Raw genomic sequence first — 16,365 nt, 5'->3', positions numbered from 1 at the left:
AAATAGAAATATTTGGGGTAAAATATTATATGCTAGTATAAAAAATATATTGAGAGGTTTTGGGTAGGAACTTATAATGTGGTAAAATGTAGCCATGAAGCTGTTGATAAAAGATTTGTCAAAATTATATGATCTAAGGCTATAGGAGGTAACAAAATGTTTCAATTTAAAGAGGAGTTATTATTAAAATTGAAAAATAAAACAGCTAAACTTGGTGTAGTAGGCTTGGGTTATGTGGGATTGCCATTAGCTGTAGAAAAGGCTAAAGTAGGATATGAAGTAATAGGGTTTGATGTTCAAGATCAAAAGGTTCAAATGGTAAATGAGGGACACAATTACATTGGTGATATTGTAGATTCAGATTTACTTAGATTAGTACAAGAAGGAAAACTTAAAGCTACCACAGACTTTAGCTTTGTTAAGGATGTTGATACAGTGTGTATTGCAGTCCCTACGCCACTAGATTTATATAAGCAACCGGATTTATCATATGTAGTGGAATCAACTAGAAGTGTAGCTAAGTATTTACATAGGGGGATGTTAGTAGTACTCGAAAGCACTACATACCCAGGAACAACGCAGGAAGTACTAAAACCAATACTTGAAGAATCAGGTTTAAAATGTGGAGTAGATTTTTTCTTGGCATTTTCTCCAGAGAGAGTTGATCCAGGGAATAAGCAGTTTAATACAAAAAACACCCCAAAGGTAGTTGGAGGATGTACTCCTAATTGTACTGAAGTAGCAGGAATGTTGTACAGAAGTGTACTAGAGGCAGAAATATTGGAAGTGTCTTCTCCAGCAGTGGCTGAAATGGAAAAAATTCTTGAAAATACTTTTAGAAATGTAAATATAGCACTAGCTAATGAAATGGCTATTCTGTGTAAAAGGATGAATATAGATGTTTGGGAAGTAATAGATGCAGCTAAAACTAAGCCTTATGGATTTATGCCATTCTACCCAGGCCCAGGGATTGGTGGACACTGTATACCACTTGATCCATTTTATCTAGAGTGGAAAGCAAAAGAGTATGATTATCATACAAAATTAATAGAAGCGTCGGGTATAATTAACGATTATATGCCTGAATTTGTGCTTGAAAATGTTATGAAACTTTTAAATGGTAATAAAAAGGCACTAAACGGAGCAAAAGTTCTCCTTATGGGTGTAGCTTACAAGAAAGACATAGATGATGTGAGAGAATCACCAACATTAAAGGTTATTGATCAATTAGAAAAAAATGGTGCGGATATAATTATAAATGATCCATTTATTAAAAAATTCACACACAAGGGTAAAGAATATGTATCTGTAACTTGGGAATATGAAATAAAAAATGCGGATATAGTAGTAATAACCACAGATCATAGTGGTTATAATTATGAAAAAATTGTGGAAGAAGCTAGCTTACTATATGATACTAGAAATGCTACAAAGCATGTTGTAAATAATAGAGAAAAGATAAATAAACTCTAAATAATGCATGCAAGCATTGTAAAATATTTTATAATATTGCATGCCAAAATCCTAGGAAGGCACCTTTAAGAGTAATTGCAAGGAGGGGTTTAAATGAAAAAATTAAAAATTGCAATAATAGGATGTGGAAGAATAGCATACAAACACGTGGAGGCTATAACACAAAATAAAACAGAAGTTGAACTTGTAGCAGTTTGCGATGTGTTAGAAGTTAATGCTAATTCCAAAAGAGATGAGTATATAGAAGCAATAGGTGAAAATTCAGATGTAAAAGTTTATATAGATTATAAAGAAATGCTTGAGAAAACTGATATTGATATGGTTTCTATAGCTACTGAAAGTGGGTATCATCCAGAAATAGCTATATATTGCATGAATAGTGGGAAACATGTAATTGTTGAAAAACCAATGGCATTATCTATTCAAGATGCTGATAGAATGATTAAATGCTCAAGAGAAAATAATGTAAAGCTTTGTGTTAGTCACCAAAATAGGTTTAATGAGCCAATAAGAAAACTTAGAGCTGCAGTCGACAAAAACAGGTTTGGAAAATTAGTTAATGGAACAGCAAGAATTCTTTGGAATAGAAATATGGAATATTACACGCAAGCACCTTGGAGAGGAACGTGGAGCCTGGATGGTGGTACTTTAATGAATCAATGTATTCACAATATTGATTTATTACAATGGATGATGGGTGGAGAAATAGATACGGTTTATGCTCAGTGTGGTACTTTCCTTCGAGATATAGAAGGTGAGGATTTTGGAGCAATAATTATAAGATTTATAAATGGAGCTATAGGTATAGTTGAAGGATCGGCTTGTGTATATCCTAAAAACTTGGAAGAAACATTGAGCATTTTTGGTGAAACTGGTACTGTTTCTATCGGAGGCATTGCAGTTAATTCAATAGAAACTTGGAGATTTGCTGATAATAAGGATACTGAGCAGGAAATATTAACGCAGCAAAAGGGAAATCCAGATTCAGTATATGGCTTCGGACATACCCCCTTATTTAAAAATATGATAGATGCTATAAATATGCATAGAGAACCGCTTATAAATGGCGAAGAAGGAAAAAAAGGTATGTCTATTATACTTGCAGCTTATAAATCAAGACTTACAGGTCTCCCAGTTAAATTTCCAATGGGGGATTTCTCAACACTCGAAATGAAAAAATAATTTTGAAGATATTATATGAAAAGAGGGTATTTTTATGAATTATGTTTCAGAAAAAAGCAAAATTGGCAATAATGTAACAATGGGACATTTTGTGGTAGTAGAAGATAATGTAGTAATAGGTGAAAATTGTATTATAGGAAGTAATGTAGTTATTCACATAGGAACTGTTATAGCAGATAATGTTAGAATAGATGATAATACGGTAATAGGTAAACAACCTATGAGATCAGTAAACAGTATATTCAAAAGTGAGGAAAAATTGCTTCCAGCTGAAATAAGTGAAGGTTGCATTATAGGGGCAGGAGTGATTATTTATTGTGGATGCGCAATTGCAGAAAAAACACTTATTGCTGACACTGCTGTAATAAGAGAAAATGTAATTGTAGGTTCAAAAACAATTATCGGCCGCGCAGCAACTATTGAAAATTTCTGTAAGGTTGGTTCTAATTGCAAAATACAGACTAATGTATATTTAACAGCTTATTCAGAAGTTGAGGATTATGTATTTATTGCGCCATGTGTTACAACCTCTAATGATAATTATGCAGGCAGATCAAAAGAAAGATTTGGAAAGTTCAAAGGGGTAACTATAAAAAAAGGTGGTAGAATTGGAGCAGGAGCAGTTATCCTGCCAGGTATTGTTATACATGAAGATGGTTTTGTGGCAGCAGGTAGTGTGGTCACAAAAGACGTGGAAGCAGGTAAAATCGTAGTTGGTAATCCAGCTAAAGTGCTTCGATCTGTACCAGAGGATCAATTGCTTAAAAATCAATAAAAGGAAGCAAAAGGTGATAATTATGTATAAGAATAAGAAGTTTCTAGCTATTATTCCAGCAAGAGGTGGTTCGAAAGGTATACCAAATAAAAATATTATGGCTATAAGTGGTAAACCACTTATAGCTTATACAATTGAATCAGGAAAAAAATCTAAATATATAGATGAATTAATTGTATCAACAGATAGTGAGGTTATTAAGGTTATAGCACAGCAATATGGGGCTAAGGTACCTTTTTTAAGACCAGAAGAACTATCAAATGATACTTCAAAATCCATAGACGTAGTTATACATTCAATAGATTTTTACAAAAAAAATAATGTAAGTTTTGATTACGTAATATTATTGCAACCCACATCTCCATTAAGAACGTTTAAGCACCTGGATGAATCTATAGAAAAGCTTATTGAGAGTAATAGTACCTCTTTAGTAAGTGTATGTGAAGCCTATGAAAATCCTGTACTTATGAGAAGTATAGAAAATGAAAAGCTAAAAGAAGTCATAAGTTTTGAAGGAACAAATATCAGAAGGCAAGACTTACCTGCTTTTTATATATTTAATGGTGCACTATATATAAATTCAAATGATATGTTAGTTAACAAAAAAAAATTTGTTGATGAAAACACAATCCCTTATGTAATGAACAAGGAAAGCTCTATAGATATTGACACGATGCTCGATGCAAGAATTGTAGAGATGATAATAGATACGAGTATTCATGTTTAAGATAGGAAATAAGGCTATAGGCGATGGAAATTCAACTTTTATTATAGCAGAGGCTGGGGTTAATCATAATGGAGACATAAAAATAGCAAAAGAGATGGTAGATAAAGCTGTATTTGCAGGGGCCGATGCCATAAAATTTCAAACATTTATTACAGAAAAATTAGTTACTGGATATGCAGAAATGGCTGAATATCAAAAGGACAACATAGGAAAAATTGACTCACAGTTTAATATGTTAAAGAAACTAGAACTATCGCACGAAAGTTTTATAGAAATACAAGAATACTGTATACATAAGGAAATTATGTTTTTATCTACACCTTTTGATTTTGAAAGCGCTGATTTTTTAGCGTCTATAGGCGTGGAGGCTTTTAAGATTAGTTCGGGAGACTTAACTAATATTCCATTTTTAGAACATATAGCAAGATTTAATAAACCTATAATTTTATCTTCTGGCATGGCGACACTTTCAGAAATCGAAGAAACAATAAATGTAATAAATTTCCTGGGTAATAAAGAAATAGCAGTGCTTCACTGTACTTCAAATTATCCAGCTAAATTAGAAAGTGTTAACTTGAATGCAATGAATACCATAAAAAAATCTTTTGAAATTGTGTCTGGATATTCCGATCACACTGAAGGAATAACAGTGCCTATTGCAGCAGTGGCTATGGGAGCAAATATAATAGAAAAGCATTTTACAATGGACAAAAGTATGGAAGGGCCAGATCATAAAGCTTCTCTGAATCCAATAGAGCTAAAAGAGATGGTTAAAGCGATTAGAGATGTAGAAATAGCACTCGGAACTGGAATTAAAATGTATAATTTTAGTGAAGTTGATACCATGAAGGCAGCTAGAAAAAGTATAGTCGCAGTTAGATATATAAAAGCAGGGGAGAGTATAAGATTCTCGGACTTAGATTACAAAAGACCAGGAAACGGACTTTCGCCTAAATTCTACATTGATATTGTTGGGCGAAAAACTAATAGAGATATAAAAATTGACGAACAAATAGCCTTAAATATGGTGGAATAAAAATTAGCTAAATTATTTCGAGCACATGGAACATGAGTACATAGAACATGCACTTATAGAATGGGAGATTAAATATGAAAAGAAAAATAGCAGTTATAACAGGTACGAGAGCAGATTATGGTATATTTTATCATGTTCTTAAAGAAATTGAAAAACATGAGGAATTGGATCTTAAGCTTATCGTTTGTGGAATGCATTTATGTCCTGAATTTGGCATGACTATAAATGAAATAGAAAAAGATGGCTTTGTAGTATCAGATAAATTTGAAACTGTTTTAGCTTCTGATACAGGGGCGGCAATGGCTAAATCTATAGGACTTTCAATTATAGGTATGGCTCAAAGCTTTGATAAAATAAAACCGGACCTAGTACTAATACTAGGTGATAGAGGAGAAATGCTAGCGGCAGCAACTGTAGCTATCCATATGAATATTCCTGTGGCTCATATTCATGGAGGAGAAGTAACGGGAACAGTAGATGAGTCTGTAAGGCACGCTATAACTAAACTTTCTCATATTCACTTTCCAGCAAATGAGGACAGCATGCAAAGAATAATTAAATTAGGGGAGAAGGAAAAAAATATTTTTGTAGTAGGAGCGCCGGGACTTGATTATATTGCGAAAGCAAAATATTTATCAAGGGAAGAAATACTAGAAAAATTTAAATTAAAAGATGATAAGATATTTTTAATGACTCAGCACCCAGTAACTACAGAAAGAGACATGGTGGAATGGCAAGTAAGAGAAACATTAGATGCTGTTGTAGAACTTGGATATCAAACTATAGTTTCATACCCTAACAGTGATAATGGAGGACGCGAAATTATAAGGGTTATTGAGGAGTATAGAGCGAAATATCCATTTTTAAAAGTATTTAGAAATTTAAGTCAAATAGAGTACCTAAGTTTTTTAAGTATAGCTCAGGTAATGATAGGAAATTCATCGTCAGGTATAATTGAAGCACCTAGCTTTAAACTGCCTGTAGTAAACATAGGGTCAAGGCAGGACGGAAGACTAAGAGCACTCAATATAATAGACGTACCTTATGGAAAGGAAGCTGTAAAAGCAGGCATTAAAAAATCAATAGACAATGAGAACTTTAAGAAGCAATTAGAAAACTGCACAAACCCTTATGGTGATGGTAATGCAAGTGGTAAAATAGCACAAATTTTAAGTGAGATAAAGATAGATAGGGAACTTATACAAAAAAGGATAACATATTAGTTGATAGTTAGGGGTGAGATTATGGAGAAAATCGTACTTGTAGGTGCAGGTGGCCATTGCAAGGTTATTATAGACATTATAAAAAGTGCTTCTAGATATAATATTGTGGGGGTAACTGATAAAGATTATAACTACGATAAATTTGTATTAGATATACCTATAATAGGCGATGATAGCATTTTAGAAGAATTATATAATACTGGTGTAAAAAATGCATTTGTATGTGTTGGTGCACTCCAAAACATTTTAACTCGCGAAAAGATATATAATAATTTAAAAGCTATAGGATTTAGTATACCTGTACTTATACATAAGGATGCAATGGTTTCACCTTATGCAAATGTTGCAGGAGGAACTTGTATAATGCCTGGAGCCATAATTAATCCAGGAGCTTACATAGAAGAAAATTGCATAGTAAACACCGGTGCAGTAATTGAACATGATTGCAAGCTACAAAGGAATACACATATTTCACCTAAGGCTTGTTTAGCTGGCGGGGTTAGCATAGGGCGCAATACCCATGTAGGTATGGGGAGTTCTATAATTCAATCAGTGCATATAGGGAATAATGTAATTATTGGAGCAGGAGCTGTGGTTGTTGAAAATATAGTAGATAATGTAGTTGCTGTAGGAATTCCATCGAAAATTATAAAGTGCAGGTGATATTATGAAATTTCCAATTGATAATTATTGTATAGGAGTGGATTCTAGTATAAAAGAAGCTATGAAGGTTATAGATAAAAACTTAACTGGGGGAGCTTTAGTTGTAAATGAAAATAATGAATTAGTGGGAACTATTACAGATGGGGATATACGTCGTGCTATACTTAAAGGCCACAGTATAAATGAGGATATAGAGAATACATATTTTAAGGATTTTAAATTTGTTACAGAAGAGTATAGTAAAAAGAAAGCAAAAGAGTATATGATTAAGAAAAAGATAAGGCAGGTACCTGTTATTGATAAAAATAAAAAGCTCATAGACTTATATTTTTTAGATGACATATTATCTTATGATAAAAAGCAAAATTATGTTTTTATTTTAGCAGGAGGTTTGGGAACTCGGTTAAGACCATTAACTGAATCACTACCTAAACCTATGCTAACAGTTGGTGATAAACCTATCTTGGAGCTTATAATAGAACAATTTAAAGAATATGGGTTTACGAACTTTATTATTTCTCTTAATTACAAAGGGAAAATGATAGAGGAACACTTTAAAGATGGAAAAGAATTTGATGTAAACATAGAATACATTAGAGAAACTAAAAAACTAGGCACAGCAGGCTCAATAGCATTAGTAAAAGAAAAGTTTACAAAACCTTTCATAGTTATAAACGGAGATATATTAACAGGAATTGATTTTGAAAAATTTTTAAATCATCATATGAATAATAACTTTAATATAACTGTAGGTGTTAGAAATTATGAAATTAACGTTCCTTATGGAGTCTTAGTCACTGATAATATGATTATAGAGTCTGTAGAAGAGAAGCCTACATATAAATTTCACATTAATGGTGGAGTATATGCTGTTAATCCTGAAATTATAAAATACATACAGGAAGATGGAGTCTATAATATGACTGATTTAATAGAAGATGCAATTAACAATAATTGCACGTCAGGTATTTATGAGATAACTGAATACTGGAAAGATATAGGTAGAATGGAAGACTATAAAATGGCCAACACGGATATTAACAAATATTTTAAACTATAAGAAAGGAGTAGATGAAATGAACTGGCAAGGGAAAAAAGTTTTAGTTACAGGTGCAGAAGGTTTTATAGGAAGTCATTTAACAGAAAGATTGGTGGAACTTGGAGCAGATGTTACAGCCCTAGCTCAATATAATTCATTTAATAACTGGGGATGGATTGATACTTTTGATAAGTCAGTAAAAGAAAGTATTAAAGTTGTTACTGGAGACATAAGAGAATACGATGGAATGAAAAGAATTATTAAAGGACAAGAGGTAGTGTTTCATCTTGCGGCTCTCATTGCAATCCCGTATTCTTATTTATCGCCTATGGCCTATGTAAGAACAAATGTGGAAGGCACTACAAACGTTTTAGAAGCCTGCAGAGAATATGGGGTAGAAAAGATTGTACACACATCAACGTCTGAAACCTATGGAACAGCACTTTATGTACCAATTGATGAAAAACACCCAATGCAGGGTCAATCTCCATATTCAGCATCAAAAATAGGAGCAGATAAAATGGCGGAAAGTTACTATAAAAGTTTTAATATGCCTATAGCAACTATTAGACCTTTTAATACATATGGACCAAGACAATCTGCAAGGGCTGTAATTCCAACAATAATATCACAGATACTCGCAGGGAAAACAGAAATCAAGCTTGGAAGCCTAACTCCGACTAGAGACTTTAACTTTGTATTGGACACTGCCCAGGCATTCATAAAAATAGCAGAGAGTGAAAAAACTAATGGTGAAGTTATAAATGCTGGTTCAAATCACGAGATAACTATAGGAGAAACAGTTAAAAAAATAATAAGTATAATAGGTAAGGATGTAAAAATTATTTGCGATGATGAAAGGTTAAGACCTATAAACAGCGAAGTTAATAGATTATGGGCTGATAATACTAAAATAAAGGAATTAACGCTCTGGAAGCCTAATTACACTATAGACAGAGGTCTTGAAGCGACAGTAGATTGGATAAAAAATAATATGCAACATTTTAAGACAGACATATATAATATTTAGCAAAAGAAGAATGTTTAAAAAGTGGGAGGGTTTTGTTATGATACCTTTATGTATACCAGAAATTAGAGGAAATGAACTTAAATATGTTAAGGACTGTATAGATACTAATTGGGTATCTTCAGTAGGTAGTTATGTTAATTTATTTGAAGAAAAATTTAGTGAATATGTAGGTAGCAAAAGTGCAGTTGTCACAAATAATGGTACATCAGCACTTCAATTAGCGTTAGTAACCCTTGGAATAGGATACGCAGATGAAGTTATAGTTCCATCTTTAACTTTTATATCACCAGTTAACACTTTAAAATACGTAGGAGCACAGCCTGTATTTGTAGATGTATGTAGAGATACCTTTGTCATGGATGCAGAAAAGATAGAGGAATTAATAACACCTAAAACAAAGGCTATAATGCCAGTACATATTTATGGCCATCCTGTAGATATGGATAGAGTAATGCAAATAGCTAAAAAACATAATCTATTTGTTATAGAAGATGCAACTGAATCATTAGGATCTACTTTTAATGGCAGAATGACAGGTACCATAGGGGATATAGGCTGTTTTAGTTTTAATGGGAACAAAATTATAACTACTGGAGCAGGTGGAATGCTTGTAACTAATAATTCAGAATATGGCGCACGAGCGAAATTTTTATCCACTCAAACAAAAGTAGTTACTGAAAATAAAGCGTTCTATCATCCAGAAATAGGATATAATTTTAGAATGCCAAATCTTTTGGCTGCATTTGGAGTGGCTCAACTTGAAAATATTAAAGAATATTTAAAAATTAAAAGACAAAATTCAGCATATTACAATGAACTATTAAGTGAAATTAAAGGAATTACCTTACCGATAGAAAAAGAGAATGTAGAAAATTGTTTCTGGCTATACTCAATCCTAGTTGAAGAAAAGTATGGTATAACTCGCGACGCGCTTATACAAAAATTTAATGAAGAAAAAGTAGAGGCAAGACCATTCTTTATGCCTATACATGATATGATTCCATATAAAACTTGTACACATGGGGATTTAAGTATTACAAATGAGCTTTATCAGCGTGGAATAAATCTTCCAAGTTCTGTTGGACTTAAAAAAGAAGACATTGCAAAGGTATGTGAAATAATAAAAGAATGCAATAAATAACTCTGTTATTTATTTGCATTTAAGGGCGAAAGTCATTAATTAAGCCGCTTTAGTGGAGGTTTATGATATATTGGTAAGGTGGATAGGAGATAATATGAATATAGATTTTATAAAGAAATTGTACAAAAGCAGATTGGTGAAAAGTGGAGTTTGGTTTACTATAGGGACCTTTTTTGTTCAAGGCATTTCCTTTGTAACTATGCCTATTTTTACGCGTTTACTTAGTGCTAGTGATTATGGAATAACGGGGGTATATACCACATGGCTTTCCGTTTTTACAACTATAATTACATTAGGGCTATTGGCTACAGTTAATAATGCCAAAGTGGATTTTCAGGAAAGATATGATGAGTATGCTTCATCTATACTTTTTTTAGTCACACTATTTGCTATTATGTGGCTTATAATTGGATTTGTGTTTAAAAAGCAAATATCTTCTATTATAAATTTAAATTCTATATTAGTCATCTTCCTTATTATTCAAGGTTTTTTTGGATTTATCGTGGATTTTTCTAATGCCAAATTAAATGCTGAATATAAATATAAGAAATATTTACTTATATCAATAAGTAGTGCTATTATAAACACAATTCTGGCTATAATACTCATAAGTAATATTAAAAGTGATAAGTATTATGGTAGGATTGGTTCTTTAATTATTGTAGCTTTAATTTACGGTACAGTTTTATATGTAATTGCTATGAAAAAAGGCAAAAAACTAATTAGTTTTGAATACTGGAAGTATGGATTAGCCATATCTATACCGGCAATTGTGCATCTTTTATCAGGCGTGATTTTGCAGTCTGTGGATACGGTTATGATAAATAGTATGATAGGATCTAGTGCTGCAGGAATATATACCTTTGCATATAAAATTGGAATGATAATGTATATTGTATGGTTGGCGTGTAATAAGGCTTGGGTACCGTGGTTTTATGAGAATATGAAAGAAAAAAATTATGATGACATAAAGCTGAAAATTAAATGTTATATTATGTTGTTTTCTGTGATGGGGTTTATACTTATATTTATATCTCCTGAAATAGGAAAACTAATGGGTACAAAAAAATTTTATAAAGGGTTAGATTACGTTCCATTAATCATAATAGGATATTATTTTCAATTTCTATACAGTATACCAGCTAATATTGAATTCTATACTAAAAATACAAAGTTCCTTTCCCTAGGAACCCTTATTGCAGCTTTAATAAATGGTGTATTAAATTATATTTTAATTCCAAGATACGGTGCAGTTGCAGGGGCATGGACAACAATAATATCGTATATCTTATTATTTTTATATCATTATTATATATCTTTACGCATATTAGACGTAAGAATTTATACGTTTAAACCTTTTGCATATGGCATTTTATACATAGTACTTAGCAGTGTAATATTTTTTATAGTGAAAAACAATTCGGTTTTGAGATATGGAATATTAATAGCAACATTAATTGTATTAGGATATGAGATTAAAAAAATCAGTGGAAAGTTAATGCAAAAATAAGTTAAAAGAGATGATTCAACGACATTTCAGAAGGAAAGTGTCCCACTTCTATAAGTGGGAGTACAAATCTCCTTCAGAAGTCGTTGATATTGCAGCTCCGCAGGAGATGATTTAATGGTTAAATTAATCTATACAGCACAAAAAAAAGAACTGATAATAGATAGAAAAGTTGTGGATTTATTTGAATATATAGGAAATATAAACGCAGAAAAGGAAGCTTTTGAGTATTTAACTTATTTAGAAAATCAAAAGGTTAATGGGTTAAAGCTTGAAGAGTTATATTTATATGATGATATACCATTATATATTTTTAGTAGACCCACTATTTATAGAAAATTAAATGGTTTGATTTTCTGTATTATGGTTATAAGAAATGCTCAGTATAAAACGAATGAAGAAATACAAGTAAAAACAGATGATGACTTTATGGAAAAGGTTTGTGTAGAGGTATTCAACCTTAAATGTGAGAGAATTTATAGTGAAAGAAACATTCAAGCTATAAGTAAAGGCAAGTTAACTAAACGGTTTATTAGGGGAATAGGGAGTTACTGCAAATTTATATTTAAAAACTTTTTAACGAAGAGTAGAAATTATAAAGAACCATTTTTAATTATTTCACATGCTTCAAGTTTAAACTTAGTTAAAGGCAATACCGATGGCTATTACGATACTCAATTAGGGAAAGTTATAAATAAATTAAAAGACACTTATAATATTTTAAATTTTCAACTCTTAAACAATAAATACATCATAGATAAGACTCTAAATTGTCATGAAAATTTTGTACCATTTGAATTATTTATTTTATACAAAAGGCTTAAAGCCAAGAAAAATGTAAATAATAATTTATTAGTAGATAATTTAATTTATTTAGATAAGTTAGATTTTCACTTAAATGAACTTGATCTTAAAAATATACTTTTAGGATTTGTGATGAAGGATTTAAGAACGAGTTATCTTTCCTATTTATATGAACTATTAATGGCAGGAAAAATTATTAGAAAGTTGAAAAGTAAAAAATGTTTGGTAGTAGGAGAAGGCGACAGGGGAAGGTGCTTTATAGTCGCAGGAAATAAGTTGAATATAGATACTTATGCTGTGCAACATGGAATAATAAATGAAACCTCATCTACTTACATAATTAATTCAAAGTATAAAGATTTGTTGGTGCCACGTAATACATTTGTCTGGGGGGGAAAGTATAAAGAATTATTGATAGCTCATACAAATGTATATAATAAAGAAAATGTTAATGTAGTTGGTCAAGTAAGAACAGACAATTTAGTTCAAAATGGATATTTGAAAAAGTCTAAAAAAAATGGGACACTGAGAATACTTTATGCCACCCAATATTTTAGGGATTTACTTGAACCGGCTACCTTAATGCTATTTAAGGCATTAAATTTAATGAAGGAAGATTACGAATTAATTATAAAACTTCATCCTGTAGATTTGAATTTTGAATTTTATGAAGTTATGGTGGAAAAGTTCCACATTAAAAACTGTAAAATAATGAAGGATGGAGATTTGTATGAATTAATTAAATGGAGTGGTTTGGTAGTAAGCGTACATTCTACAGTAGTTGTAGAAGCGGCACTTATTAATAAACCTTCTATATGTATATTACTCCCTAAATATAATGATGCTGGTGGTTTTGTTAAAGAGGGGGTATCCTTTGGAGTTAAGGATGAAAATGAGCTTTTAGAGTGTATGATTAAAATAAATATAGGTGACGTGACACTAAACCACGATATGCAAAAGTATATCCATGAAAATTTCTATAAGTTGGATGGAAAAGTAACAGAGAGGATAATAAATATTATAGTAAATTCTCCTGAGAAGCTTTTAGAAACAATAAAGAATGAGTAATTAAAGATAACTTTCTAAGATTCTTAATTATACTTAAATAGTGTAAAAGAACAGGAGGAAATTTATGAGAAAAATTTGCTTTTTAGCAGATGCACATAGTATACATACAAGAAAATGGGTTCAATATTTTGCGAGACTTGGTAATGAGATTCATATAATTTCTATGAGAGAAACAGATTATGTGTATGAAAACAATGTAAATTTGCATGTGTTAAGAACTATAGGTACAAATAAGTTAAGTTATTTTTTATTAATTAAATCAATTAAAAAATTAGTAAAAGACATTAATCCAGATATATTACACAGTCACTATGCTACTAGCTATGGACTTTATGGGAGAATGTGCAATTTCCATCCATTTGTAATATCTGTTTGGGGTAGCGATGTGTATGAGTTCCCTAAAGATAATAAAGCTAAAGAATTGCTACTTAAGTATATATTAAAAGGAGCGGATAAAGTTTGCTCTACAAGTTATAATATGACTGAGGAAACAAAAAAATACTACAACAAAGAGATAGTAGTAACCCCCTTTGGTGTAGATTTAGATAAATTTAAATGTAACACACCTATACTAAATAGTAGTTATATTACCATAGGTGTTATTAAGGGATTAGAAAAAATATACGGGTTAAATTATCTTATTGAGGGATTTTCAGAGCTTATACGTAAATACAGTGGAACCAAAGATTTAAGACTTTTAATTGTTGGAGATGGTACCCAAAAATTAGAGCTTAAGTCTTTAGTAAAGAAATTAAATTTAAATTCTAAGGTTACATTTACAGGTAAAATAGATAATGAAAAAGTACCTGAATACATAAACAAGATGGATATAGTATGTCTGCCATCCTTAAGTGAAAGTTTTGGAGTTTCAGCTGTCGAGGCCTGTGCGTGTGGACGGCCAATAATAACTACAGATGTAGGTGGATTAAAAGAGATAATTTTTAATAACTATAACGGTTTTGTAATCAAGCAAAAGAGTAGTTATGATATAACATTAAAACTTATGAAAATAATTGAAAATGAAGATCAAATGAAGGAATTTTCAAAAAATGCAAGAAGATTAGTCCGGGAGAGGTATAATTGGTTTGACAATGCAAAAATCATGAATGATATATATAAAACACTTGAGAAGGTTAGTAAATAGTAATGGTATATTCTAGCTTGCAATGCACTTGTCATTTGAAAATATCAGAAACTATGTAGGAGGATAAAAATGCAATTAACGCAAGAGATTAAAGAGTATTACTATTATTTGAAAAAGTATATTCACATAATTCTAATATTATATGCCGTTATAGAAATAGGGTTGTTTATAAAGATGGGTACATCAAATGTGCTCATGTTCGTAAGTAGCATATTTGTAACCTTGTTCGTAATTTGTAGTTTGATTTTAATGTTTAAAGATTTTGTTACCGCAAGTTTAGTTTACGCGGTAGCAATACCAATAATACCTATGGCATTGTATATTATGAATAGGTTAAATATAGCTGGGATAGGTGAAGTGGTATATTTAGCTTATTTTGCTATATATTTAACAAATATGGCTCGCGAATTTAAATATGGAGGATTTGATTTTTCAAAGCTTACGGTTAAATACACCAAGCTAAGTGTACTCTATATTATATTGTTATTATTAGCGACTATATCTTCTATGCTAAGTATTCATGTTTTAGAAGCATTTAAGCTAGTGCTACTTAACATGGTTTCAATGATGACCTATAGCATAGGTATACTTTGCTATAAAAAAAGCAATAAAGAGTTTTACAAGGATATATTGCTCTATTTATGTATTGGAGTTACGTTATCATCAATACCAGATATAATAGTAACTTTATATAATTTAATTGTACGTAGCAATAATCAGCATCTCTATGGGGTCTTAGGTAGCAATTTCATGCTTGGATATACTATAATAGTAATGCCTTTTATATTGTTATATGCTATAAATAAAGAGCTATCAGGGAGACATAATAAAATATATATATTCTTATTATTAATTCAAATAATTAATTTTAGTACTCAAAAATCAAGGGGCATTCTACTAACATTAGCTATGTGTTTTTTTATTGTAATTATAGTAGATATAAATAATTGGAAAAAATATATACTAATTTCTATAGTTGTGATTTCTTGCATGACATTTAATGTTATGCATAGGTGGGAAGTGGAAGAAATTGCAACAGACATAAAGATAAACAGTATAGAAGACCTAGTCAGCAACAATGCCAGAATGCTTAAAAGATTAATAGAGCAAACTAAAAGTCGAAGACCAATATGGGCCTTAGCTTTTGAAATGATAAATGACCACTTTTATTTTGGTGTGGGACCAGGGCACTTTAAATATTACTATTTACAATATGGTGGAAACCCTAAAAAATTGTACATAGATGCTCATAATATAATTCTTAATTTAATTACAGAATTTGGAATTATATTTACTTTTACTTTTATGTTAGCTTGGCTAAGCAGCTTAATAAAGTCAGTATTGGATATAATTAAAAATAATAAGAAAGATTTCAAAGAATTTAAATGGCCAGGAATTATTGGGCTTTTATGTCTCTTAGTTTATGGAAATATTACAGGCCAATCTTTTATGGCCTCAAGAGATCCAATAAGTGTAGTGCCTGCTTTTGTTTTTACTGTAGTGATGATACTAATGATATATTCAGAAGGGAAATCTGTTAGTTAAGAGTTAGG

General features: G+C 31.1%; 14 protein-coding genes. All 14 read left to right on the top strand.

Annotated elements, in window-relative coordinates:
- Nucleotides 1–156 precede the first annotated feature (156 nt).
- The 14 genes from KTC94_RS03400 (at nucleotide 157) to KTC94_RS03335 (ending at nucleotide 16,357) form a co-directional block, all read left to right on the top strand.
- Nucleotides 157–1,473: a nucleotide sugar dehydrogenase gene (locus tag KTC94_RS03400; RefSeq protein WP_220319733.1), complete on the top strand. Its 1,317-nt coding sequence runs from the start codon at nucleotides 157–159 to the stop codon at nucleotides 1,471–1,473.
- A 93-nt stretch (nucleotides 1,474–1,566) separates the two neighbouring features.
- A complete protein-coding gene (locus KTC94_RS03395; protein WP_216304329.1) occupies nucleotides 1,567–2,655 on the top strand; it encodes a Gfo/Idh/MocA family protein in 1,089 nt (362 codons plus the stop codon).
- 34 nt (nucleotides 2,656–2,689) lie between these two features.
- Nucleotides 2,690–3,430, top strand: a complete 741-nt coding sequence (locus KTC94_RS03390; protein ID WP_216304328.1) for an N-acetyltransferase — start codon at nucleotides 2,690–2,692, stop codon at nucleotides 3,428–3,430.
- Nucleotides 3,431–3,452: 22 nt separating this feature from the next.
- A complete protein-coding gene (locus tag KTC94_RS03385; RefSeq protein ID WP_216304327.1) occupies nucleotides 3,453–4,157 on the top strand; it encodes a cytidylyltransferase domain-containing protein in 705 nt (234 codons plus the stop codon).
- Nucleotides 4,150–5,193, top strand: coding sequence for an N-acetylneuraminate synthase (gene neuB / locus KTC94_RS03380; protein ID WP_216304326.1), 1,044 nt, complete (start codon nucleotides 4,150–4,152; stop codon nucleotides 5,191–5,193). Before KTC94_RS03385 ends, neuB begins: the two co-directional genes overlap by 8 nt.
- Before the next feature lie 74 nt (nucleotides 5,194–5,267).
- Nucleotides 5,268–6,416 carry a UDP-N-acetylglucosamine 2-epimerase gene (gene neuC, locus KTC94_RS03375; protein ID WP_220319732.1) on the top strand — a complete coding sequence of 383 codons (1,149 nt, stop codon included), beginning with the start codon at nucleotides 5,268–5,270 and terminating at the stop codon, nucleotides 6,414–6,416.
- Between the two features lie 21 nt (nucleotides 6,417–6,437).
- Nucleotides 6,438–7,079: an acetyltransferase gene (locus KTC94_RS03370; RefSeq protein ID WP_220319731.1), complete on the top strand. Its 642-nt coding sequence runs from the start codon at nucleotides 6,438–6,440 to the stop codon at nucleotides 7,077–7,079.
- A gap of 4 nt (nucleotides 7,080–7,083) precedes the next feature.
- On the top strand, nucleotides 7,084–8,139 hold the full coding sequence (locus KTC94_RS03365) for a nucleotidyltransferase family protein (RefSeq protein WP_220319730.1): 1,056 nt from the start codon (nucleotides 7,084–7,086) through the stop codon (nucleotides 8,137–8,139).
- Nucleotides 8,140–8,155: 16 nt separating this feature from the next.
- Nucleotides 8,156–9,148 (top strand): NAD-dependent 4,6-dehydratase LegB, encoded by a 993-nt coding sequence (locus KTC94_RS03360; protein ID WP_216304322.1) that lies wholly within the window; start codon nucleotides 8,156–8,158, stop codon nucleotides 9,146–9,148.
- A gap of 37 nt (nucleotides 9,149–9,185) precedes the next feature.
- Nucleotides 9,186–10,289, top strand: a complete 1,104-nt coding sequence (locus KTC94_RS03355) for a LegC family aminotransferase (RefSeq protein WP_220319729.1) — start codon at nucleotides 9,186–9,188, stop codon at nucleotides 10,287–10,289.
- A gap of 94 nt (nucleotides 10,290–10,383) precedes the next feature.
- A complete protein-coding gene (locus KTC94_RS03350) occupies nucleotides 10,384–11,799 on the top strand; it encodes a lipopolysaccharide biosynthesis protein (protein ID WP_216304320.1) in 1,416 nt (471 codons plus the stop codon).
- 114 nt (nucleotides 11,800–11,913) lie between these two features.
- On the top strand, nucleotides 11,914–13,668 hold the full coding sequence (locus KTC94_RS03345; protein ID WP_220319728.1) for a CDP-glycerol glycerophosphotransferase family protein: 1,755 nt from the start codon (nucleotides 11,914–11,916) through the stop codon (nucleotides 13,666–13,668).
- A gap of 64 nt (nucleotides 13,669–13,732) precedes the next feature.
- Nucleotides 13,733–14,812, top strand: coding sequence for a glycosyltransferase (locus KTC94_RS03340; RefSeq protein WP_220319727.1), 1,080 nt, complete (start codon nucleotides 13,733–13,735; stop codon nucleotides 14,810–14,812).
- Between the two features lie 69 nt (nucleotides 14,813–14,881).
- Nucleotides 14,882–16,357, top strand: coding sequence for an O-antigen ligase (locus KTC94_RS03335; RefSeq protein WP_220319726.1), 1,476 nt, complete (start codon nucleotides 14,882–14,884; stop codon nucleotides 16,355–16,357).
- Nucleotides 16,358–16,365: the final 8 nt, after the last annotated feature.

Origin of the sequence: Clostridium sp. CM028 (assembly GCF_030585565.1) — a bacterium.
GTDB lineage: Bacteria > Bacillota > Clostridia > Clostridiales > Clostridiaceae > Clostridium_AD > Clostridium_AD estertheticum_B.
Note: the sequence above shows the minus strand (reverse complement) of the source record. Positions and strands in the feature narration are given on the sequence as shown.

What these genes read in the sequence shown, in the direction of transcription:
- KTC94_RS03400 (WP_220319733.1), top strand. Translation starts at nt 157, where the DNA reads ATGTTTCAATTTAAAGAGGAGTTATTATTAAAATTGAAAAATAAAACA.
- KTC94_RS03395 (WP_216304329.1), top strand. Translation starts at nt 1,567, where the DNA reads ATGAAAAAATTAAAAATTGCAATAATAGGATGTGGAAGAATAGCATAC.
- KTC94_RS03390 (WP_216304328.1), top strand. Translation starts at nt 2,690, where the DNA reads ATGAATTATGTTTCAGAAAAAAGCAAAATTGGCAATAATGTAACAATG.
- KTC94_RS03385 (WP_216304327.1), top strand. Translation starts at nt 3,453, where the DNA reads ATGTATAAGAATAAGAAGTTTCTAGCTATTATTCCAGCAAGAGGTGGT.
- neuB (WP_216304326.1), top strand. Translation starts at nt 4,150, where the DNA reads ATGTTTAAGATAGGAAATAAGGCTATAGGCGATGGAAATTCAACTTTT.
- neuC (WP_220319732.1), top strand. Translation starts at nt 5,268, where the DNA reads ATGAAAAGAAAAATAGCAGTTATAACAGGTACGAGAGCAGATTATGGT.
- KTC94_RS03370 (WP_220319731.1), top strand. Translation starts at nt 6,438, where the DNA reads ATGGAGAAAATCGTACTTGTAGGTGCAGGTGGCCATTGCAAGGTTATT.
- KTC94_RS03365 (WP_220319730.1), top strand. Translation starts at nt 7,084, where the DNA reads ATGAAATTTCCAATTGATAATTATTGTATAGGAGTGGATTCTAGTATA.
- KTC94_RS03360 (WP_216304322.1), top strand. Translation starts at nt 8,156, where the DNA reads ATGAACTGGCAAGGGAAAAAAGTTTTAGTTACAGGTGCAGAAGGTTTT.
- KTC94_RS03355 (WP_220319729.1), top strand. Translation starts at nt 9,186, where the DNA reads ATGATACCTTTATGTATACCAGAAATTAGAGGAAATGAACTTAAATAT.
- KTC94_RS03350 (WP_216304320.1), top strand. Translation starts at nt 10,384, where the DNA reads ATGAATATAGATTTTATAAAGAAATTGTACAAAAGCAGATTGGTGAAA.
- KTC94_RS03345 (WP_220319728.1), top strand. Translation starts at nt 11,914, where the DNA reads ATGGTTAAATTAATCTATACAGCACAAAAAAAAGAACTGATAATAGAT.
- KTC94_RS03340 (WP_220319727.1), top strand. Translation starts at nt 13,733, where the DNA reads ATGAGAAAAATTTGCTTTTTAGCAGATGCACATAGTATACATACAAGA.
- KTC94_RS03335 (WP_220319726.1), top strand. Translation starts at nt 14,882, where the DNA reads ATGCAATTAACGCAAGAGATTAAAGAGTATTACTATTATTTGAAAAAG.